General features: G+C 70.1%; 17 protein-coding genes. 1 reads left to right on the forward strand and 16 read right to left on the reverse strand.

What is annotated here, in order from left to right:
• Position 1 precedes the first annotated feature (1 nt).
• From AC5P09_RS11880 to AC5P09_RS11900, 5 genes are all read right to left on the reverse strand, one after another.
• Positions 2-847 (reverse strand): carbohydrate ABC transporter permease, encoded by an 846-nt coding sequence (locus tag AC5P09_RS11880; protein WP_493873818.1) that lies wholly within the window; start codon positions 845-847, stop codon positions 2-4.
• Positions 844-1761 carry a carbohydrate ABC transporter permease gene (locus tag AC5P09_RS11885; RefSeq protein WP_493873873.1) on the reverse strand — a complete coding sequence of 306 codons (918 nt, stop codon included), beginning with the start codon at positions 1759-1761 and terminating at the stop codon, positions 844-846. The genes AC5P09_RS11880 and AC5P09_RS11885 overlap by 4 nt, the downstream gene beginning before the upstream one ends.
• A 41-nt stretch (positions 1762-1802) precedes the next feature.
• Positions 1803-3098, reverse strand: a complete 1296-nt coding sequence (locus AC5P09_RS11890; protein ID WP_493873819.1) for an extracellular solute-binding protein — start codon at positions 3096-3098, stop codon at positions 1803-1805.
• Positions 3099-3365: 267 nt separating this feature from the next.
• A complete protein-coding gene (locus AC5P09_RS11895; protein WP_266438861.1) occupies positions 3366-3665 on the reverse strand; it encodes a DUF3039 domain-containing protein in 300 nt (99 codons plus the stop codon).
• Between the two features lie 29 nt (positions 3666-3694).
• Positions 3695-4267, reverse strand: coding sequence for a YqgE/AlgH family protein (locus AC5P09_RS11900; RefSeq protein ID WP_493873820.1), 573 nt, complete (start codon positions 4265-4267; stop codon positions 3695-3697).
• Between the two features lie 255 nt (positions 4268-4522).
• On the opposite strand from AC5P09_RS11900, the gene murA reads away from it, so the two are divergent.
• Complete coding sequence (murA, locus tag AC5P09_RS11905; RefSeq protein WP_266438854.1) at positions 4523-5869, forward strand: UDP-N-acetylglucosamine 1-carboxyvinyltransferase; 1347 nt, start codon at positions 4523-4525, stop codon at positions 5867-5869.
• A 322-nt stretch (positions 5870-6191) separates the two neighbouring features.
• Here murA and AC5P09_RS11910 read toward each other — a convergent pair whose 3' ends face one another.
• From AC5P09_RS11910 to AC5P09_RS11960, 11 genes are all read right to left on the reverse strand, one after another.
• Positions 6192-6473, reverse strand: coding sequence for an HU family DNA-binding protein (locus AC5P09_RS11910; RefSeq protein WP_007382399.1), 282 nt, complete (start codon positions 6471-6473; stop codon positions 6192-6194).
• 348 nt (positions 6474-6821) lie between these two features.
• Entirely contained in the window at positions 6822-8237 is a 1416-nt protein-coding gene (locus AC5P09_RS11915; RefSeq protein ID WP_493873821.1) for an NAD-dependent malic enzyme, read from the reverse strand.
• A 365-nt stretch (positions 8238-8602) separates the two neighbouring features.
• Complete coding sequence (locus AC5P09_RS11920) at positions 8603-10999, reverse strand: HelD family protein (RefSeq protein ID WP_493873822.1); 2397 nt, start codon at positions 10997-10999, stop codon at positions 8603-8605.
• Between the two features lie 80 nt (positions 11000-11079).
• A complete protein-coding gene (locus AC5P09_RS11925) occupies positions 11080-11913 on the reverse strand; it encodes an anti-sigma factor family protein (RefSeq protein ID WP_493873823.1) in 834 nt (277 codons plus the stop codon).
• Positions 11913-12434 (reverse strand): sigma-70 family RNA polymerase sigma factor, encoded by a 522-nt coding sequence (locus AC5P09_RS11930; RefSeq protein WP_010039908.1) that lies wholly within the window; start codon positions 12432-12434, stop codon positions 11913-11915. Before AC5P09_RS11930 ends, AC5P09_RS11925 begins: the two co-directional genes overlap by 1 nt.
• A 319-nt stretch (positions 12435-12753) precedes the next feature.
• Positions 12754-13347, reverse strand: a complete 594-nt coding sequence (locus tag AC5P09_RS11935) for a CGNR zinc finger domain-containing protein (RefSeq protein ID WP_493873824.1) — start codon at positions 13345-13347, stop codon at positions 12754-12756.
• A gap of 347 nt (positions 13348-13694) precedes the next feature.
• Positions 13695-14843, reverse strand: a complete 1149-nt coding sequence (locus AC5P09_RS11940) for a uroporphyrinogen-III synthase (RefSeq protein ID WP_493873825.1) — start codon at positions 14841-14843, stop codon at positions 13695-13697.
• 119 nt (positions 14844-14962) lie between these two features.
• Positions 14963-16348, reverse strand: coding sequence for a nitrate/nitrite transporter (locus AC5P09_RS11945; RefSeq protein WP_493873826.1), 1386 nt, complete (start codon positions 16346-16348; stop codon positions 14963-14965).
• Between the two features lie 381 nt (positions 16349-16729).
• Positions 16730-17914, reverse strand: a complete 1185-nt coding sequence (locus tag AC5P09_RS11950) for an acyltransferase family protein (RefSeq protein ID WP_493873827.1) — start codon at positions 17912-17914, stop codon at positions 16730-16732.
• Positions 17911-20103 (reverse strand): bifunctional polysaccharide deacetylase/glycosyltransferase family 2 protein, encoded by a 2193-nt coding sequence (locus AC5P09_RS11955; RefSeq protein ID WP_493873828.1) that lies wholly within the window; start codon positions 20101-20103, stop codon positions 17911-17913. Before AC5P09_RS11955 ends, AC5P09_RS11950 begins: the two co-directional genes overlap by 4 nt.
• 135 nt (positions 20104-20238) lie before the next feature.
• Complete coding sequence (locus tag AC5P09_RS11960; protein WP_493873829.1) at positions 20239-21285, reverse strand: hypothetical protein; 1047 nt, start codon at positions 21283-21285, stop codon at positions 20239-20241.
• Positions 21286-21357 lie beyond the last annotated feature (72 nt).

Consider the following 21357-nt stretch of genomic DNA (forward strand, 5'->3'; position numbering starts at 1 on the left):
GTCAGTCCTTAACCGCTCCGCCCAGCCCGGAGACCAGTCGTCGCTGTACGAGTACGAAGAAGATCAGTACCGGAATGGTCATCACCGTGGAGGCGGCCATCACACCACCCCAGTCCGGGTCGTCCGGCTTGTAGAAGACGAGCAGCGCCATCGGCAGGGTCGACTGCGAGGTGTCGCTGATGATGAAGGACTTGGCGAACAGGAAGTCGTTCCAGGCCGAGATGAAGGAAAACACGCTGGTGGCCACAAGGCCGGGGAAGACCAGCGGGAAAAGGATCTGCCACAGGAATCGCGCACGGCTCGCCCCGTCGATGTACGCGGCCTCCTCCAGCGCCTCCGGTACGGCTTTCACGAAACCGCGCAGCATCCAGATCGCGAAGGGCAGCGAGAAGGCGATGTGCGGCAGGATCAGCGCGCCCAGTGTGTTCAGCTGCCCGAAGTCCCGCATGAGGAAGAACAAGGGGATCGTCAGGGCCTCCACGGGCACCATCTGCGCCACCAGAAACATGATCAGCAAGGTGGTCCGGAAGCGGAACCGGAATCGCGTCACGGCGGTCGCCGCGAGAAACGCGATCAGCGCCGAGACGATCACGACCGTGCACGCCACGACCAGGCTGTTGAGGAAGTAACGGCCGAATTCCTGCTGTCCGAAGACCCGCCGGAAGGAGTCCAGGGAGGGCGCGAGCGTCCAGGGCCGGGGCTCGGACGACTCGATCTCCCCGGCCGGTTTGAAGGCGCTGAGCACCATCCAGTAGAGGGGGAAGGCGACGACGACCGCGATCAGCAGCGCCGAGGCCTCGGCGGCCAGCCGCCACGGGCGCTGCACTCTCAGACGTAGAAGATTCACAGTTCCTCCCCCTGCCGGCGCAGCAGCCGCAGGTACACGAGCGTGGCGGCGAGCAGGAGCAGCAGCATCACCACGCCGATCGCGGAGCCGAGGCTGTACTTCGATGACGCGAAGGCCTGCTGGTAGGCGTACACGTTCAGGACGAGGTTCTGGCCGGCGATGCCGCCGCCGTTCGTCATGACGTAGATCTGGGTGAAGACCTTGAAGTCCCAGATGACCGACTGGATGGTGACGACGGTCAGGATCGGCCGGAGCATCGGCGCGAGGACCGAGCGCCAGATGCGCCACTGCGAGGCACCGTCCAGGGCGGCGGCCTCCAGCACCTCGCTCGGGACGGCGCGGATACCGGCGTACACCGTGACCATGACGAACGGGAAGGAGCACCACACCACTTCGAGCAGGACGAGGAAGAAGGCGCTGTAGCGGCCGTACGTCCACGAGTGGTCGCCGAGCCCCAGGACCCGGTTCACGGGCCCGAAGTCCGGGTCGAAGAGGAGCAGCCACACCGTGGAGCCGGTGACGGCCGGGGTCGCCCAGGCGCCCAGCGCGGCCAGCATCAGGACGAGCCGGGGCAGGGCCCGCACGCGGGTGAGCAGTACGGCGAGCGCGCAGCCGACCGCCAGCGTCGACACGACACAGGCCGCAGCGAAGAGAACCGTCGCCAGCAGCACCTGCCAGAACTGCTCGTCCCCGAACAGTTCGGCGTAGTTGCCGAATCCCTCGAAAGTGGTCGGTTCGCCGCCGCTGACCTGGGCCTGGGTGTACTGGAAGAAGGAGATCAGGCCGAGCTGGTAGATGGGGTAGACGAGCAGCCCACCGAGGACAACGAGAGCAGGGGTGAGATACAGCCAGGGTGTACTTATACGCCCCCAGGGGCGCGAGGAACTGCGCGACCAGCCACCGACAACCCGCAGCCGCCAACGATCCGCAAGCCCCGAGCTCTCAGGCACCGGCGTCACCCGGCGGAGCCGAACGCGTCGTTCATCTTGGTCGCCGCGTCCTTCGAGGCCGCCGCCACGTCCTTCTTGCCGCTGATGACCTCCTGGAACATGGTCGGCAGGACCAGCGAGGAGTCGATCTGCGACCAGGCCGGGGAGGCGGGGACGAACTTGGTGCCGGAGGTGAGGGTCTGCACGAAGGGCTTCACGAACGGCTCCTTCGCCGCGACCTGCTGGCGTACGTCCGCGAAGGTGGGCAGGAAGCCCATCGCGTCGAAGAGCTCGGTCTGCGTCTTCTTCGAGGCGAGCTGTTCCATCAGCTCGACGGCGAGCGTGCGGTGCGAGGTGCTCTTCAGTACGCCGATGTTGTTGCCGCCGGCGAACGCCGGGGCGATCGAGCCCGAGGTGACACCGGGCAGCGGCACCACCGCGTACTTGCCCTTCACCTTCCCGGCCTCGACGGCGGTGTGGCTGAAGTCGCCGCCGATCGCCATGGCCGCCTTGCCCGCGGCGAACGCGGTGATGGTGTCGTTGCCGCCCATCCCGGCGCACTTGGCGGCGGGACAGTTGTCGTCGCCGAAGAGGGACGTGTACGCCTTGATGCCCTTCTGGGCGGCCGCGCTGTCGATGGCGGAGGCGTACGACCCGCCCTTGCCGGTGGCGATCTCGCCGCCGTTGGCCCAGACGAAGGGCATCGCGCCGTACATGTAGGCGCCGCCGACGACGAGGCCGTACAGGTCGGGTCTGGCCGCGCGGATCTCGCGGGCGGTGGAGGCGAGTTCGGCCATGGTCTTCGGGAGTTCGAGTCCGAGTTCGTCGAAGACGTCGGTGCGGTAGTACAGGGCGCGGACGCCGACGTAGAAGGGCGCGCCGTAGAGCTTGCCGTCCACGGTGACCGACTGCTTCGCGGTGGGGTCGGTGTCCTTGGCCTCGCTCCAGTCGCCGAACTCCTTGGTGACGTCGAGGAGTCCGCCGTCCTTCACATAGCCGGCCGTGTCGGTGTTGCCGTACTCCATGACGTCGGGAGCGGACTTCGGGTCGTTGAAGGCGGCCTTGACGCGCTGGGCGCGGGTGTCGATCGGGATGTACTCGACGTCGACCTCGGTGCCCTTGTGGGCCTTCTCGAAGGCGGCGACGACGGAGTCGACGACCTTCTGCTTCGGGTCGTTGCCGACCTCCTGGAAGAGCCAGACGCGCAGGGTGCCGGTCTGCTCGTCCTTGTCGGAGGAGGCGTTGTCGGACGTCTGGGGGGCGCAGGCCGTGACGACGAGAGCGGCCAGGAGAAGAGCGGGGAGTCGGGGCGAGAGCTTCATGGACTGATTCCTCCGAGCGTTGCAGCATATGCAATGACGGTTTCGCTCTGCACAACACAACGGAGGCTAGGGACTACATGAACATGCCGACAAGAGGTCTCAACCACTCTGTGACCAGGTGACGCACCCCGTGCAACGACAGAACATGACAAAGGCCCCCGAGGCGCACCAAAACGCGCCTCGGGGGCCACACGGACCTCGGCCGGAAAGGACTGTCACGGCCGGAAGCACTACCCCGGCCGGACCGGCGGGACCGGCCGGGAGGGACTACTTGTCGCCGCCCTTGCCCTTGTCGTCGTCTCCACCGGCGCCCATGGACTCGTAGATCTCCTTGCACATGGGACACACCGGGTACTTCTTCGGGTCGCGGCCCGGCACCCAGACCTTGCCGCACAGCGCCACGACGGGGGTGCCGTCGAGGGCGCTCGCCATGATCTTGTCCTTCTGGACGTAGTGGGCGAAGCGCTCGTGGTCGCCGTCGCCGTGGGACACCTGCGGCGCCGGCTCTACGAGGGTTCCCGTCCCAGTACCTCGCTGCGGCTGGGGCTCAGGCTCAAGAGTGCTCATAACAGCCAGGGTACTGAAGCTCACACGCATCAGTTGAGCGAAGGGTCGTCCGGATACGTTGCCACCATCGCGAGATCGTTGCGCTGGCGGCGCAGGACCTCGCGCCAGAGTCTTTCCGGGGCCGGGGAGGAGACGTCGCCGGGTTCGGACTCGACGACGTACCAGGCGCCCTCCACCAGCTCGTCCTCCAGCTGGCCCGGGCCCCAGCCGGCGTACCCGGCGAAGATCCGCAGGCTGCCCAGCGCCGAGGCGAGCAGTTCCGGCGGGGCCTCCAGGTCGACCAGACCGATCGCGCCGTGCACCCGGCGCCAGCCCAGCGGGGCCCCGTCGACGGACGCCCCGCCCGGGATGACGGCGACCCCGAGGGCCGAGTCCAGGGAGACCGGGCCGCCCTGGAAGACCACCCCGGGTTCGCCGGCGAGCTCCGCCCAGCCCTCCAGGATGTCCTTCACGTCCACCGGGGTCGGGCGGTTGAGGACGACACCGAGGGAGCCCTCCTCGTCGTGGTCGAGAAGGAGCACCACCGCGCGGTCGAAGTTCGGGTCCGCCAGGGCGGGCGTTGCCACGAGCAACCGCCCTGTGAGCGAGGACACCTCGGTCATGCCAGACATGATCCCGCATCTTCCCCATGCGCGGGGAGGCAATGCGGGTTCGCGAGTGAATGCAGCTCAGGGCGCAACGGTGCGCCGCACGCGCACGCCTTGCGCCGGTGACCCCATGTGCCCGGCAGGGAACGGTTCGTGTTGTGACACAGCTATGACGGTCCTGGACCGTCCTTGGGCTTACAGAAGGGGGGTGCGTGGCGATTACCCTTTCCCTCCTGGCCCCTGCCCCCCCCTCATCGGAACGCGAGATACATGACCGTCAACGGCAATGACGACGTACTGCTTGTCCACGGCGGAACCCCGCTGGAGGGCGAGATCCGTGTCCGCGGTGCGAAGAACCTCGTACCCAAGGCCATGGTCGCCGCCCTGCTGGGCAGCGAGCCGAGTCGACTGCGCAATGTTCCGGACATCCGTGACGTGCGTGTCGTACGAGGACTGCTGCAACTGCACGGGGTGACGGTCCGTCCGGGTGAGGAGCCGGGCGAGCTGGTGATGGATCCGACGCACGTGGAGAGTGCGAACGTCGCCGACATCGATGCCCACGCGGGGTCGAGCCGTATCCCGATCCTCCTCTGCGGCCCGCTGTTGCACCGCCTCGGGCACGCGTTCATCCCCGGTCTCGGCGGCTGCGACATCGGCGGCCGGCCCATCGACTTCCACTTCGAGGTGCTGCGGCAGTTCGGTGCGACGATCGAGAAGCGGGCGGACGGTCAGTTCCTGGAGGCGCCGCGGCGCCTGCGGGGTACGAAGATCCGGCTGCCGTACCCGTCCGTCGGCGCGACCGAACAGGTCCTGCTGACGGCCGTCCTCGCCGAGGGTGTCACCGAGCTCTCGAACGCGGCCGTGGAGCCGGAGATCGAGGACCTCATCTGCGTCCTGCAGAAGATGGGCGCCATCATCGCGATGGACACCGACCGCACCATCCGCGTCACCGGCGTGGACCGGCTCGGCGGCTACAACCACCGCGCCCTCCCGGACCGCCTGGAGGCCGCCTCGTGGGCGTCCGCGGCGCTGGCGACCGAGGGCAACATCTACGTCCACGGCGCCCAGCAGCGCTCGATGATGACGTTCCTCAACACCTACCGGAAGGTGGGCGGCGCCTTCCAGATCGACGACGAGGGCATCCGCTTCTGGCACCCGGGCGGCCAGTTGAAGTCCATCGCCCTCGAAACGGACGTGCACCCCGGCTTCCAGACGGACTGGCAGCAGCCGCTGGTGGTGGCCCTGACCCAGGCCACGGGCCTGTCCATCATCCACGAGACGGTCTACGAGTCCCGCCTCGGCTTCACCTCCGCGCTGAACCAGATGGGCGCGCACATCCAGCTGTACCGCGAGTGCCTGGGCGCCTCCAACTGCCGCTTCGGCCAGCGCAACTTCCTGCACTCCGCGGTCGTCTCCGGCCCCACCCGCCTCCAGGGCGCCGATCTGGTCATCCCCGACCTCCGCGGCGGGTTCTCGTACCTCATCGCGGCCCTGGCAGCCCAGGGCACGTCCCGCGTCCACGGCATCGACCTCATCAACCGGGGTTACGAGAACTTCATGGAGAAGCTCGTGGCCCTGGGAGCCAAGGTGGAACTCCCGGGCAAGGCACTCGGCTGACCACAGCCCGATCACCCCGGCCCGGAGCAGCACCGGCCCCGGCCGGGGGTCCGGGGGTTGCCCCCGGGCAGACACAGCATGGAGAAGCTGGTGGCGCTGGGAGCCAAGGTGGAACTCCCGGGCAAGGCACTCGGCTGACCACAGCCCGGCAACCCCGGCCCGGAGCAGCACCGGCCCCGGCCGAGGGTCCGGGGGTCGCCCCCGGACAGACACAGCGCCCGTACATTCGCGTGTACGACGATGGGGCGGCCACCCTCACCGGGTGGCCGCCCCATTCGCGTTGCTGAGCCCCGTACGCAAGTCCCGTCGCGTACGCGAAGGCTTACTTGCCCTTGGCGGCTTCCTTGAGCTTGCTGCCGGCGGAGACCTTCACGCTGTAGCCGGCCGGGATCTGGATCGGGTCGCCGGTCTGCGGGTTGCGCGCGGTGCGAGCGGCACGGTGGGTGCGCTCGAAGGTCAGGAAGCCGGGGATGGTGACCTTCTCGTCGCCCTTGGCGACGATCTCACCGACGGTCTCGGCGAACGCGGCCAGAACGGCGTCGGCGTCCTTGCGGGTGACCTCGGCGCGGTCGGCCAGCGCGGCCACCAGCTCACTGCGGTTCATGTTGTTACTCCCGTGTTCTTCTTGCTGTTGAGGCGTGCCACGCGGCGGAGCCGCACATTGGGCACAGCGAAGTCGATGCTGCCAGGGCCCTCGGACACTACCGGGACCCGGGTCCGTCGCCGGACCCTCGCGCCCAGAGACGCATCCTGCCCCTACCTGCGGCGGGAAAGCCAATCCGGCACCCCCAGGAGTCGTGAGAACACCCTTGGGAGTCACACGAAAAGAGGGCTGAGCCTGGCCGACACGATAAACGTCGGCCAAGAGGGCCGGGTTCCACGACGCGCCGGTGTCAGGCCTGCCGTGGCAATCCTCACAACCGGGCCCGCACCCGCGCGGGATCCCTGGCGGCTACGAGGCCGCGCCCGCCGCCTTCGCGGCCTCCCGCACCGCCCCGGCGACCGCGCCCGCGACCTTCTCGTTGAAGACGCTCGGGATGATGTAGTTCGCGTTCAGCTCGTCCTCGGTCACCACGTCCGCGAGGGCCTTCGCCGCCGCGATCATCATCTCGGTGTTCACCGTGCGGGACTGCGCGTCCAGCAGACCGCGGAAGACACCCGGGAAGACCAGCACGTTGTTGATCTGGTTCGGGAAGTCGCTGCGGCCGGTGGCGACGACCGCGGCCGTCTGGCGGGCGATCGCCGGGTCGACCTCGGGGTCGGGGTTCGCGAGCGCGAAGACGATCGCGTCGTCGGCCATGCCGGCCACGTCGTCGCCGTCCAGCACGTTGGGTGCCGATACGCCGATGAAGACGTCCGCGCCCTGCACGGCCTCCTTCAGCGTGCCCGTCAGGCCCTCGGGGTTGGTGTTGTCGGCGATCCAGCGCAGCGGCGAGTCCGCGGCGGCGTCGACGAGGTCCTCGCGGCCGGCGTGCACGACGCCGTGGATGTCGGCGACGACGGAGTTCTTCACGCCCGCGGCGATCAGCAGCTTGAGAATGGCCGTACCGGCCGCGCCCGCACCGGACATGACGACCCGGATGTTCTCGATCGCCTTGCCCGCCACACGCAGGGCGTTCGTCAGGGCGGCGAGGACGACGATCGCGGTGCCGTGCTGGTCGTCGTGGAAGACGGGGATGTCGAGGGCCTCGCGCAGCCGGGCCTCGATCTCGAAGCAGCGGGGCGCGGAGATGTCCTCGAGGTTGATGCCGGCGAAGCCGGGGGCGATCGCCTTGACGATCGCGACGATCTCGTCGGTGTCCTGGGTGTCCAGGCACAGCGGCCAGGCGTCGATGTCGGCGAAGCGCTTGAAGAGGGCCGCCTTGCCCTCCATGACCGGCATGGCGGCCATCGGGCCGATGTTGCCAAGGCCCAGGACCGCCGAGCCGTCGGTCACGACCGCAACGGTGTTGCGCTTGATGGTGAGGCGGCGGGCGTCCTCGGGGTTCTCGGCGATGGCCATGCAGACGCGGGCGACACCCGGCGTGTAGATCATCGAGAGGTCGTCACGGTTGCGGATCGGATGCTTGGACTGCATCTCGATCTTGCCGCCGAGGTGCATGAGGAACGTACGGTCCGAGACCTTGCCGAGCGTGACGCCCTCGATGTCGCGCAGCTGCTCGACGATCTCGTCGGCGTGCGCGGTGGAGGTGGCCGCGATGGTGACGTCGATCCGGAGCTTCTCGTGTCCGGACGCGGTGACGTCGAGGCCGGTGACCGAGCCTCCGTGGGACTCGACGGCCCCGGTGAGCTGGGAGACCGCGGTTCCGCTCGCGGGCACCTCCAGCCGGACCGTCATCGAGTAGGAGACGCTGGGCGCCGTTGCCATGGCCGACTTCCTCTGCTTTCACCTGTGCGCTGGATGCCGTCCGATCGTCGCACCTACCGTCGAGTAGGCGTTAGCCGGGTGGGATTGCGAACGTTGTGTTCGCGGGCCCGGGGACATGAAAGAGACCCACGTCACGTGGTGACGTGGGCCTCTCCATCGTTCAGTGGCACCGACCCGCCATGCTCGCCTCGCGGCAAGTGGTCGCTCGTAGCGACGAAGGTTGGGCCCGGGGGCTTGGATCGGGCCGGTGCCACACCCAGGCTAACAAACGGATCCCGTAAGTCCCTCCCGTCGCCCGACCGCCACCCCTCAACGACGGCGCTTTGCGCCGGCACCTCCCGATTCGTCCCGAGAGTTCCTCCGGATCAGTCTCTGAGCAGGTCCGGAACTCCGTCGGCGTCCGGCGCGTCCCGCTCCGCCGACACCACCGTGAGCTGCTGCGTCGCCCGGGTCAGTGCCACGTACAGCACCCGCAGCCCGGCCGGTGACTCGTCCGCGATCTCCGCCGGGGAGACGACGACCGTCGCGTCGTACTCCAGGCCCTTCGCCTCCAGGCTGCCGAGCGCCACGACCCGGTCGCCGAGCCCGGCGAGCCACCGCCTGGCCTCTTCGCGGCGGTTCATGGCGACGACGACGCCGACCGTGCCGTCGACGAGGTCGAGCAGCCGGGCGGCCTCGGCCCGGACGGTCTTCGCGAGGGATTCCCGTGCGGGTACGGCCGCGAAGCGTGGCTGTACTCCGGTGGAGCGCACCGCCGACGGGGACTCGGCGCCCGGCATCGCCAGCGCCAGCACCTTCGCGGCCAGCTCGGCGATCTCGGCCGGGTTGCGGTAGTTCACGGTCAGCTGGAAGCGGCGGCGCGGGCGGCTGCCGAGGGCCTCGTCGCGGGCCTCGGCCGCCTCGTCGGGGTCGGACCAGGACGACTGGGCGGGGTCGCCGACGACCGTCCAGGTGGCGTGCCGACCGCGGCGGCCGATCATGCGCCACTGCATCGGCGTGAGGTCCTGGGCCTCGTCGACGATGACGTGGGCGTACTCGACGCGCTCCTGGGCGAGCCGCTCGGCCCGCTCGCGCTGCGACTCCTCGCGGACCGGCATCAGCTCCTCGAGGCCGGTGAGCAGGTCGAGCGGGTCGGCCTCGCGCCTGCGGCGGGGGCGGGCCGGGGTGCCGAGGATCGACTGGAGCTCGTCCAGCATCGCGATGTCGTGGACGGAGAGGCCGTCGCGTCTGAGGGAGCGGGCGACCCTGCGTACCTCGCCGGGGTTCAGGATCCGCCGGGCCCAGCGGCCCAGGCGCCGCTCGTCGGCCATGGCGTCGAGGACGGCCTTCGGGGTCAGCTCCGGCCACCACGCGTCCAGGAACTCGATGAAGCTGTCCTCGGCGCTGACGTCCTCGTCGAAGGAGGAGCGCAGCTCGGCGGCCAGCTCCGGGTCGGTGTGCCGGCCGCCCGCGCCGGACCGCGACCACAGGGCGTCCAGGAGCAGCTTGCGGGCGCGCGGGCGCAGCATATTCACTGGTACGGTGCCGCTGAGCACGTTCTGGCGGATGCGGTCCAGCTCGCCGGCCTCCAGCTCCAGGCGGCGCCCGAAGGCGACCACGCGGAGCCGGGTGGGCGGGCCCGTGGGGGCCTGCGGCCCCGGGTCCGGGTCGTCGAGGGTGAGCTGTCCGGCGGGGGCGTCCGCGCGCGGGGCGCTGCCCGAGCCCGCCTCCAGGGCGCCCCGCGCCGCCTTCCGCAGGACCTTGAGCATGCGGTACGACCCCTTGGCCCGGGCCACCGCCGGCGCGTCGTACAGCGTGGCCTCCGCCCCGTCGACGAGCGAGCCGATCGCGCGGATGGCGACCTGGCCCTCCTCCCCGAGGGAGGGCAGGACGCCCTCGGTGTACGCCACGAGCAGCGGGGTCGGGGAGACGATCAGGATGCCGCCCGCGTACCGCCGCCGGTCCTGGTAGAGCAGGTACGCGGCCCGGTGCAGGGCGACGGCCGTCTTGCCCGTGCCCGGGCCGCCCTCGACATACGTCACGGAGGCGGCGGGGGCGCGGATCACCATGTCCTGCTCGGCCTGGATGGACGCCACGATGTCCCGCATGGTGTGGGTGCGGGCCTGACCGAGAGCGGCCATCAGGGCACCGTCGCCGATCACGGGCAGTTCCCGGCCGTCGAGGAGGGCCTTCAGCTCGGGGCGCATCAGGTCGTCCTCGACGCCGAGCACCCGGCGCCCCTTGGAGCGGATGACGCGGCGACGGACGACCCGCCCCGGGTCGACCGGGGTGGAGCGGTAGAACGGGGCGGCGGCGGGCGCCCGCCAGTCGATGACCAGCGGGGCGTAGTCCTGGTCGAGGACGCCGATGCGGCCGATGTGCAGCGTCTCGGCGATGTCGGCGGTGTTGTCCGGGCGGACCGCGCCCTCCGCCGGATCCACGGCGGTGTAGGCGCCGTCCGGCCCCTTCTCGCCGTCCTTGCCGGGGAGCAGGTCGATACGGCCGAAGAGGAAGTCCTCGAACTCGTTGTTCAACCGGTTGAGGTGGATGCCCGCCCGGAAGACCTGCGCATCCCGCTCGGCGAGCGCGCCGGGCGTACCGACCTGGCCACGCTTGGCCGCGTCGTTCATGAGGAACTCGGCCTCGTGGATCTTCTCCTCAAGGCGCTGGTACACCCGGTCGAGGTGTTCCTGTTCGACGCTGATCTCTCGGTCGCGCACGGAATCGTGCGTGGAGTCCTGAACCGAGTCGACCGCGGTTTCCTGCTGAGCCTGAGCGGCCACCGGGCCCCCTTCTGACGTGCTGGGCAGCCGTCAACCGTACGCGAAGGGGGCCCCGAGAAGCTATGTGCGCGCCCAGTGGATCACACGTTGCCCTTGACGAGCACGTCTCCGTCGAGCGACATGACCTCGAATCCCTTCATCTCGTCCGGGGCGAAGGACGCGCCGCCGACGATGTAGAGCGGGTTCTTGGACTTTTCGGTCTTGCCGTCCGCGAGGCCGTAGCCCCAGGCCGGAACGGACCAGTTGGAGGCCGTCACCCGTTCGCCGTTCTCGCCGATGAAGATCAGGGAGCACTTGAGCGGGCCTTTGACGTTCTTGAGCTCCAGGACGGACTCGGTGCCCCAGTCCTTCTTCGCCAGGGCCACAGTCGCGCTCACGCCCGTCGACGGGTCCGTCGCCGAGACCTTGTCGTCGATGTTGTTGAACAGGTCCTTGGCCGGGGTCGCCGAGAGGATCACGCCCTCCTTGGCGCCGCCACCGCTCGAGTCGCCGCCGGTCGCGGCCGTCGCGGCGATCGGGCCGCCGACGATCAGCGCGGCCGCGGCCGCCACCATGTAGAAGCTCTTGCGGCGCTTGCGGGCGCGGCGCTCGGCGACCTCGTCGACGAGCTTGTTCACGACCCGCGGGCTGGGCTTGGCGGACAGCGACTCACCGATGGCGGGTGTGCCGGAGCCGGGCAGGTCCGCGAGGGCGGCGAGCATCGGTTCCATGCCGGCGAGCTCGTCGAGCTGCTGGGCGCACCATTCGCAGGTGGCGAGATGGGCCTCGAAAGCGGTTGCTTCGGCGTCGTCGAGGATGCCGAGGGCGTAGGCGCCGACGGTCTCGTGCTCGTTCGGACCCGGAGATCCCATCATGGGGCCAGACATACCCGCACCACCCGTACCGAATCCCTGGTTTCCCCCGTACACACTCATCACGCCGTCACCCCCCGCTCCTCCAGTGCCAGCTTCATCGACCGCAGGGCATAGAAGACCCTGGAACGCACGGTTCCACTCGGTATACCAAGCGTCTCAGCCGCTTCATTGACGGTACGCCCCTTGAAGTACGTCTCGACGAGCACCTCCCGGTGAGCCGGGGTCAGGTCGTCGAGCGCGTCGGACAACGTCATCAGCCACAGCGCCTTGTCGATCTCGTCCTCCGCGGGGATGACCTCCAGCGGCGACGGATCGACCTCCTGCGGCCGGGCCTGCCGGCTGCGGTGGCCGTCGATGACGATGCGCCGGGCGACCGTCACCAGCCAGGGGCGTACCGATCCGGTCGCTCGATTGAGCTGGCCGGCGTTCTTCCAGGCACGGATGAGCGTCTCCTGCACGACGTCCTCGGCACGTTGCCGGTCTCCCGCGACAAGGCGGAGCACATAGGCGAGCAGGGGTCCGGCGTGTTCTCTGTAGAGCGCACGCATGAGCTCCTCATCAGGTTCCGAGGGCTGGGACATGCGATGTCGGGCCCTCGATCCACGTTCATTGGCCACGACGGAATCCTTGCGCACGCCCACCTCCGATGTCCGGGGGTTCCCCCAGTCGGTCGCTCGTCCACGGGTACGGACGCGGGGAGTTGGATGTTCAACGTGGGGTGACAGTTTTCTCGTGGGTGACGTGACGAGGCCGGACATGAGCGCACATTCCTACCGCGCGATCTTTACATTTCCGCCACAAAGGCAAGATCACGCCGACTGCCCGCGGGCCGCCGAAGGTAAACGGCGTGTAATCGAAATCACTTCGACAGCCGCTCCACAGAAGGAACATAACGGTCACTCAGGCGCGGGTGACCGCCGCCCGACGCCGATGCCGGGCCACCCGCTCCCGGTTCCCGCAGACCTCACTGGAGCACCAGCGCCTCCTGCGACCCCGTGACGTATCCAGGTAGACGATCGGGCAGTTGTCCCCTTCGCACTGCCGCAGCCCGGCCCGCGCGACCGGATCCGTGAGCAGCTCCACGACGTCCCGCGCGACGGCACCGAGCAGCGCGGCGCACTCGGGCGGGCTGTCCAACTCGCGCACCAGCGTGCCGTCTTCGCAGGTCACGGCACGCGGAGCGGGCGGCGCGGCGCGGGCGATCTCATTGACGCGGGCGAGCGCGAGATCGTAGGGCAGACCTTGGGGCGCGAGCCCGCCGGGCACCAACTGGCCGATACGTTCACGCAGTTCACGGAAGCCGACGAGCCAGGACGCGTCGGCGTGCGCCAGCCCGGTGCCCGCCGGGACGAGTCCCGACCCGGCGATCCAGGCGCGCAGCACCGCGACGGAGTCGAGGCGTTCGTCGGGATGGGTGGTCGCGAGGAGGTCCAGGCAGATCCGCCCCGCATCGAACCGCAGCTCGTACGCGGCCGTGGCCGTACCCAATGCCATGTGCCTGTCACCGCCTTGGGGTCGCCCCGGTGAGGAACCGTTCCCTCTTACAGTGCCTGCCCGCTCCTGCGGCCGGAACCCCTCGTACCGGCGGTAGGCGGGCCCACCCGGCGGAACGGCACCGCCGGAGGCGCGCCGGGCGCGGCCACGGTCGCGGGTACGGGCGGCGATGTCGACGGTGGCGCCGGGGTTCCCGGCCGGGGTGCTCGTGCTGTGCGGACGCGCTCGTCCGTGCCGCGTGTCACCGACGTGCCGGGACAGCACACCTCGGGCCTGTCCGACGGATCATGCCGCCGACGCGGGTCTGGTGCGTCCAGCTGCCTACGACCTGATCCGCCGGACAGGCCCTACGCGTCGCCGTACTTCGTGTCGGCGGACGGGTCCAGGGCCAGCCGGTAGCCGCGCTTGACGACCGTCTGGATCAGCTTCGGCGCGCCCAGGGCCGTACGCAGGCGGGCCATCGCCGTCTCGACCGCGTGCTCGTCGCGGCCCGCGCCCGGCAGGGCCCGGAGCAGTTCGGAGCGGGCCACCACCCAGCCGGGGCGGCGGGACAGGGCGCGCATGAGGGACATGCCGGCCGGCGGGACGGGCTTGAGGTCGCCGTCGACCAGGACCGCGTGGCCGCGGATCTCCACCCGGTGCCCGGCGATCGGCAGGGAGCGCGCCCGGCCGGGCATCTCCTGGCACAGGAGCTGGACGAGGGGGCCGAGCCGGAAGCGTTCGGGCTGGACCGTGTCGATGCCCTGGGCCTGGAGCGGCAGCGCGGTGACCGGGCCGACGCAGGCCGGCAGGACGTCGTGGTTGAGGGCGGCGAGCAGCTCGGGCAGCAGCCGGCGGTCCTCGGCGCGGGAGAGCAGGGAGGCGGCGGCGGGTGCGCTGGTGAAGGTGACCGCGTCCAGGCCGCGCGAGACGGCCGCGTCCAGGAGACGGTCCACCGGCCCGATGTCCTCCGGGGGCATCCACCGGTACACGGGGACGCCCAGGACCTCGGCTCCCGCGGCCCGCAGCGACTCCACGAAGCCGGGCAGCGGCTCGCCGTGCAGCTGTACGGCGATACGGCGGCCGTCGACGCCCTCCTCCAGGAGCCGGTCGAGGACCTCCGCCATGGACTCGGACGACGGCGACCACTCCTCGTTGAGGCCGGCCGCCCGGATCGAGCCCTTGACCTTGGGACCGCGCGCGAGGATCTCGACCTCGCGCAGCCGGTCGAGCAGGGTCTCGCCGAGCCCCCAGCCGTCGGCGGCCTCGATCCAGCCCCGGAAGCCGATCGCGGTCGTGGCGACCACGATGTCCGGGGTCTGGTCGATGACCTCCTTGGTCGCCGCCAGCAGTTCACTGTCGTCGGAAAGTGGCACGATGCGCAGGGCAGGGGCATGCAGAACAGCGGCTCCGCGCCTCTGGAGCAGCGCGCCCAGCTCGTCGGCCCGGCGTGCGGCCGTCACTCCCACGGTGAACCCGGCGAGGGGTCCATGGTCCGGTCGCTGTACCTCGTACATAACTCTCGTTCCCGCACTCGAGTCGTCGCACCTGCCACCAGATGTGGCACCTTCATGCCGACCGAGCCTGTCAACGGCTCGTGACAGGCTCGGTTCGGCTTCATGTCGCTGGTGTTACGTCACACCTCCGCGTAGCTGAGCTGCGGCTTCGCCTCGGAGGCCGAGCTCGTGGCCTGCGACCGGGACGCCGAGCGGCGAAGGTATACGGCCCAGGTGACCACGAAGCAGGCGGCGTAGAAGGCGAGGAAGGCGACGAAGGCGCCGGTGCCGGAGCCGTAGGAGATGAAGGACTGCCGGAAGGCGAGGTTGATGCCGACGCCGCCGAGCGCGCCGACCGCGCCGATCAGACCCATGGAGGCACCGGAGAGACGACGCCCGTAGGCGGCGGCGGCTTCTCCCTCGAGGCCCTTGGCCACGGCCTTCGTCTGGAAGATGCCGGGGATCATCTTGAACGTCGAGCCGTTGCCGAGGCCGGTGAGGACGAACAGCACCACGAACGCGACGGTGAACAGGGCCAGCGACTTCTCCATGCTGGCGGCGATGAGGACGGCGGTCGCCGCGCCCATGGCGACGTAGTTGTACAGCGTGATCTTCGCGCCGCCGTACTTGTCGGCGAGCCACCCGCCGAGAGGCCGGATCAAGGAGCCGAGCAGCGGGCCGATGAAGGTGACGTACGCCGCCTCCAGCGGGGTCCGGCCGAACTGGTTGGTCAGCACCTGGCCGAAGGCGAAGCTGTATCCGATGAAGGAACCGAAGGTGCCGATGTAGAGGAAGGACATGATCCAGGTGTGCGCGTCCTTCGCGGCGTCCTTGGCGGCGCCGGTGTCGTTCTTCACGTTCTCGATGTTGTCCATGAAGAGCGCGGCGAGGACGGCGGCGACGACGATGAACGGGATGTAGATCCCGAGCAGCACCCGCGGACCGCCGCTGGCACCGATGACGGCGAGTCCGACCAGCTGGAGCACCGGCACGCCGATGTTGCCGCCGCCGGCGTTGAGGCCGAGCGCCCAGCCCTTCTTACGGAGCGGGAAGAACGCGTTGATGTTGGTCATCGACGACGCGAAGTTGCCGCCGCCGACACCGGCCAGCAGGCCGACCAGCAGGAAGGTGTTGAAGGACGTCCCCGGCTCCATCACGGTGAAGGCGGCGACGGTGGGGATGAGGAGGAGGGCGGCCGAGACGATCGTCCAGTTCCGTCCGCCGAAGATCGCGACGGCGAAGGTGTAGGGGACGCGGACGACGGCGCCGACCAGCGTCACCATCGAGGTCAGCAGGAACTTGTCGGCCGGGGTGAGCCCGTACTCCGGGCCCATGAAGAGCACCAGCACGGACCACATGGTCCAGATCGAGAACCCGATGTGCTCGGAAAGGACGGAGAAGATCAGGTTGCGGCGGGCGACCTTCTCTCCGGTTTCCTTCCAGAAGGTCTCGTCCTCCGGATCCCACTGCTGGATCCAGCGGCCGCCCCTGCTCGGGGGTGCGGGGGCTGTGCTAGGGGCTGTCATGACGCCTCCACGGTGCTCCGGGGCTCGGGTGGTTCTTAGGGAGTGGCTGAGTCCCGAAGGTAGGGAGGGCGCGTTTCCGCCCTGTGGCACACCGTGACCGGAAGGGAACTTTGCTCTCACCAAGAGTGGAGGCGGGATGAGAGGTTTCGGAACCTCATGTGACTCGGTTCATATGTGAGCGAACACGGGCAGGCCGGAACGCCGGTCACCGGTGGCTGTCCTGCCTGCCGAGTCGCCGGGACATCCCGCCCAGAGCCGGTCTCCCGAACCGGAGGGTTCAGATGCCCCGGCGCGAGGCGGCCCGGACGGTCCACTGGGTCGAGCGCCGCCGACCCGGTGCCGGTCGTCGGCACGGGGCCTGCTGCCGACCGGCACCGGGTCTCAGTGCTTCCGTCTCCGCCTCGCCCCGTCCGGCCACAGCTGCGGCCGGCGTTTCGCCGCCAGGTCCTCCGCCCACCCGAAGGCCACGACGCACCCGCCGATGAGGATCCAGACGAACACCAGGACCGGCCAGGGGCTCTCCAGGAGCCCGGGGGCGTTCTCCGAGAGGGTGTCGACGCTCCACAGGTGGTCCCAGAGGGTGGCGGCGATGAGGATGCACGTGTTGTGCCAGAGGTAGATCGTCACCGCGCGGGAGTTGAGGAGGGTGATCGGCCGTGCCCAGCGGCGCAGTCGGCTCGGCCACTCCGACCAGGACGGGCTGATGTGCAGGAGCAGCATCACCGTGGCGAAGGACCACAGGGACTGGGCGAAGGGGATGGCGTCGAGGTCGTGGCCGGTCTCGAAGCCGTGGGCCAGGGCGTACCAGAGGCCCAGGCAGGCGATCACCGGTGCGACCGAGGGGACGATGTAGCCGGGGATCCGCCGCAGGAGGCCCTCCTGGTGGGCCAGGCCCAGGATCCAGCAGGCGCCGAAGGTGCTGAAGTCGGTCAGCGCCGACGGGAACCGCTCCCCGGGCAGGGTGAGGTAGCCGAACTCGAAGGCCGCCGCCAGGACGATCGGCGACACGAGCGTCGCCCAGGGCAGCGCGCGCAGGGCCCTCAGGAGGAACGGGGACAGCAGCACGAACCAGAGGTAGGCGCGGATGTACCAGAGAGGTCCGGCCAGGTCCACGGCCCAGTCCTCGCTGAGGATGCCGTGCACCCCGGACAGGCCCTCGGCGTACGGCGGGTCACTCAGCGGCAGGATCCAGTAGGTGAGGTGGAGCCACCACCAGCCGGGGTGTCCGTCGTCGTTCGGCCCCCAGCCCTGCGCGACCATGCCGGTCACGCCGATCGCGCCCAGCAGCCACAGCGGGGGCAGCAGGCGGCGCATCCGGCCGCGTACGACCGTCAGGGCCGGGCGGCTGCCCAGGGAGCGGGCCATGAGGTTGCCGGCGAGCGCGAACATCACGCCCATCGACGGGAACACGAGCGGGAGCCAGGCCCAGCCCATGAGGTGGTAGAGGACGACCCGGAAGAGGGCGAGGGCCCTCAGGAGGTCGAAGTAGCGGTCGCGGACGGGGGCCGCCCTCTCGGGGGCCTTGGGCTCGTCCCGTGTGACGGGCTGTACGGGTGCGGTACTCATCCCACCGGCCTCTTTTCCGTGACCTGCCGGCCCTGCGCGGGCACGTTCGGCGGGGCCGACACCCCGCCCATGCGCCGCAGCTTCTGCCAGCGCAGCCGGCCGCCGGTGAGGGCGGTGATCCAGGACTGGAGCAGGACGACGTACATCAGCTGGCGGTAGAGGATCTGCTGCAGGGGCAGCGAGATCAGCGGGGTCAGCCGTTCGCGGTCCAGGATGAAGGCGTAGGTCGCGCAGGCCAGCTGGATGGCGAGGACGCCGAACCAGGCCAGGATCGTCTTCCCGGTGGGGCCGAAGACCAGGCCGTAGATGAGGAAGACGTCGATCAGCGGCGCGAGCAGCGGGGCCAGCACCATGAAGAGGGACACCAGCGGGAGCCCGACCCGGCCGAAGCGGCCCGAGGGGCCCCGGTCGAAGACGGCACGGCGGTGTTTCCAGATCGCCTGCATGGTGCCGTACGACCACCGGTAGCGCTGGGACCACAGCTGCTGGACGGACTCCGGGGCCTCGGTCCAGGCGCGGGCGTTCTCGGCGTAGACGACCTTCCAGCCGTCGCGGTGGATGGCCATGGTGATGTCGGTGTCCTCGGCGAGCGTGTCGTCGCTCATGCCGCCGACGCGTTCCAGGGCGCTGCGGCGGAAGGCTCCGACGGCGCCCGGGATGGTGGGCATGCACTGCAGGACGTCGTACATACGGCGGTCGAGGTTGAAGCCCATCACGTACTCGATGTGCTGCCAGGCACCGATGAGGGTGTCCTTGTTGCCGACCTTCGCGTTGCCGGCGACCGCGCCGACGCGGGGGTCACCGAAGGGCTGGACGAGTTCGCGGACGGTGGACGGTTCGAAGACGGTGTCGCCGTCCATCATCACGACGAGGTCGTACCGGGCGTTCGCCACGCCCCGGTTGAGGGCGGCGGGCTTGCCCGCGTTGAGCTGGCGGACGACGCGGACGCCGGGCAGGTTCAGGTTCTCCACGATGCGGGCCGTGCCGTCGCTGGAGCCGTCGTCGACGACGATGACCTCGACGGGGTGGTCACTGGCCACCAGGGAACGGACGGTGTTCTCGATGCACTTGGCCTCGTTGTACGCCGGGACCAGCACCGACACCGGTTCGGTGACCGTCGGCCCCCAGCGGAAGTCGCGGCGGCGCACCCGGCGGGCATGCAGGGCGGAGAGCAGCAGCATCAGGCCGAAGCGGGCGATGACCAGGAAGCCGATGATCGCGAGGCCGACCACCAGGACGGCCGTGATGTTGTCCGAGGCCTGGACGAGGAAGACCCACGCCTTGCCCTTCCACAGGTCGACACCGGCCACCCGGGTGTGCGCGCTGGGGGCGTCGAGGGCCTCGGTGAGGCTGTCGAACGCGTAGCCCTTGGCCTTCATCTGCGGCAGGAACCGGTCCAGCGCCTCGACCGTCTGGTGGCGGTCGCCGCCGGAGTCGTGCATCAGGACGACCGCGCCCTTGCCGCCCTTGGGCGTGACGTTGCGGATGATCCGGTCGGCGCCGGGCTTGCGCCAGTCCTGGCTGTCGACGCTGGTGACGACGGTGATGTAGCCGCGGGTGCCGATGTACTGGGTGACCGGCCAGGACTTGTTGTCCATGGAGGAGGCGAACGAGGAGTACGGCGGCCGGAACAGCGAGGTGCGGATGCCGGCGGCGCCGGTGATCGCCAACTGGTTCTGGGACAGCTCCCAGTCGATGCGCTCCCTCGACTGGAGGGAGAGGTCGGGGTGGTTGAAGGTGTGCAGACCGATCTCGTGGCCCTCGTCGACCATGCGCCGGACCAGGTCCGGATAGCGCGAGGTCATGGTGCCGGTGACGAAGAAGACGGCGTGCGCGTCGTGCTCCTTGAGGACGTCCAGGACCTTGGGGGTCCAGGTCGGGTCCGGGCCGTCGTCGAAGGTGAGGACCATGTGCCGGTCGGCCAGTTTCAGGCTGGTGGTGCGGCCGGTGCGGGTGTCGATGACCGGGCCGCCCTTGATGATCTCCTCGGGCACCTGGTCGGCGGACGACTCGGCCTGGACGCGGTGGTCCGCGAGGATCTCGCTGTGCACATAGCCGCGCAGCATCAGCATCGCCATCAGCGCGGCGAGGAACAGCACGGGCAGCAGCAGACGCATGGGCAGGCGGCGGCGCCGGGAGCCGACGGCGGCGCCGGTCGCGGCCCCGGGACGGCGGGTGCGGGTTGCCATCAGAGGTTGTGCTCCGGGGACGGGGATGCCATCGGGTGGATGTGCATCGGGAGGACGTGCACACGAGCGGGCGTGCACCGGGAATCGGGATGCGCTGCGAGGCCCCCCGCGAAGAGGACCTCGCAGCGCCGCCTCTCAGAGGACGGGCTCCGAGGAAGGCGCGGGCGCGGCTCCCGTGCCGTCCGGCTCCGTGGTGATCGGGGTCGGGTCGCTGGGGCCGTCGGCCACCGTGCCGGTGCCGGGGTCGCCGACTCCTGTGGTCTCGGTCGGGGTGGCCGTGGGTCCGGTGTCCGTCGGCGTCGGGTCGGGCGGCTCACTGGTGACCGGCGGGTCCGTCGTCGGCGTCGGGTCGGGCGGGGTCGCCCCGGTGCCCGGGCGCGTGGCGGGTGCCGTCGGGCTCGGCGAGGGGTCGGCGGACGTGCCCGTCCCGGGGCTGGCGCCGGGCGCGGTGGCGCCGGTGCTCGGGACCGGGGCCGTGCCGGTGCCGGCCGTCGGGGTGGGTTCCGGCAGGCCGCCGGGCGTACCGGAGGGCGGCGCCGACTCGGCGGGCAGCGGCGAGGTGTCGACCTTGCCGGCCGGCTGGCCGTCCTGCTGGCCCGGTACGGGCAGCCAGGGCGCGTGGGAGTTGCCGGAGAGCAGCGTGGCGACGATGACGACGGCGTAGACCGCGCAGGCCAGGCCGACGGCGATGCCGATCCGGCGGTACCGGCGGCTGCGGCGGCCCGACTCGTCGACGAACACCGGGCCGTCGGAGCCTTCCGGGCCGGCGGCCGGACCGCCGACGGATCCGCCGCCCTTGGCCTGGCGTACGAGGAGGTCCTCCAACTGCTGGCCTATGCCGTCGAGTTGGACCGTCACCTCGTGCGGGTCGTGCGTGGGGTCGTGCGTGGGGTCGTGGTCGTCCGGCTCGTGGCCGGAACCGGACGTGCCGGTCTCGTCCCACGGGTCACGGACGGCGGCGGTCCGGGCGGCGGCCTCCGGGCGGCCCGGCAGCTCGGCGGCGGGCGGGAGGGCGTCGGTCTCGGCGGTCCGGCCGGTGTCCGGGAACGCCCGGCCGGCTCTGCGGGATATCGCGGTGCCGTCGGCGTCGGCAGGGGCCCGGTCGCCCTCGCCCGAGGTTCCGCTTTGTCTCGGGATTCCGGTTCCGTTGGTCTCCGGGAACGCCTGAGTGCCGCCCCCCATAGCCGAATGAACCCCGGTCGCTGCGACCTCGGGCCATTCCGGTTGGGCGTCTTCCGGCCACTTCTTCACGTG

The sequence above is a fragment of the Streptomyces sp. a15 genome (assembly GCF_059026085.1).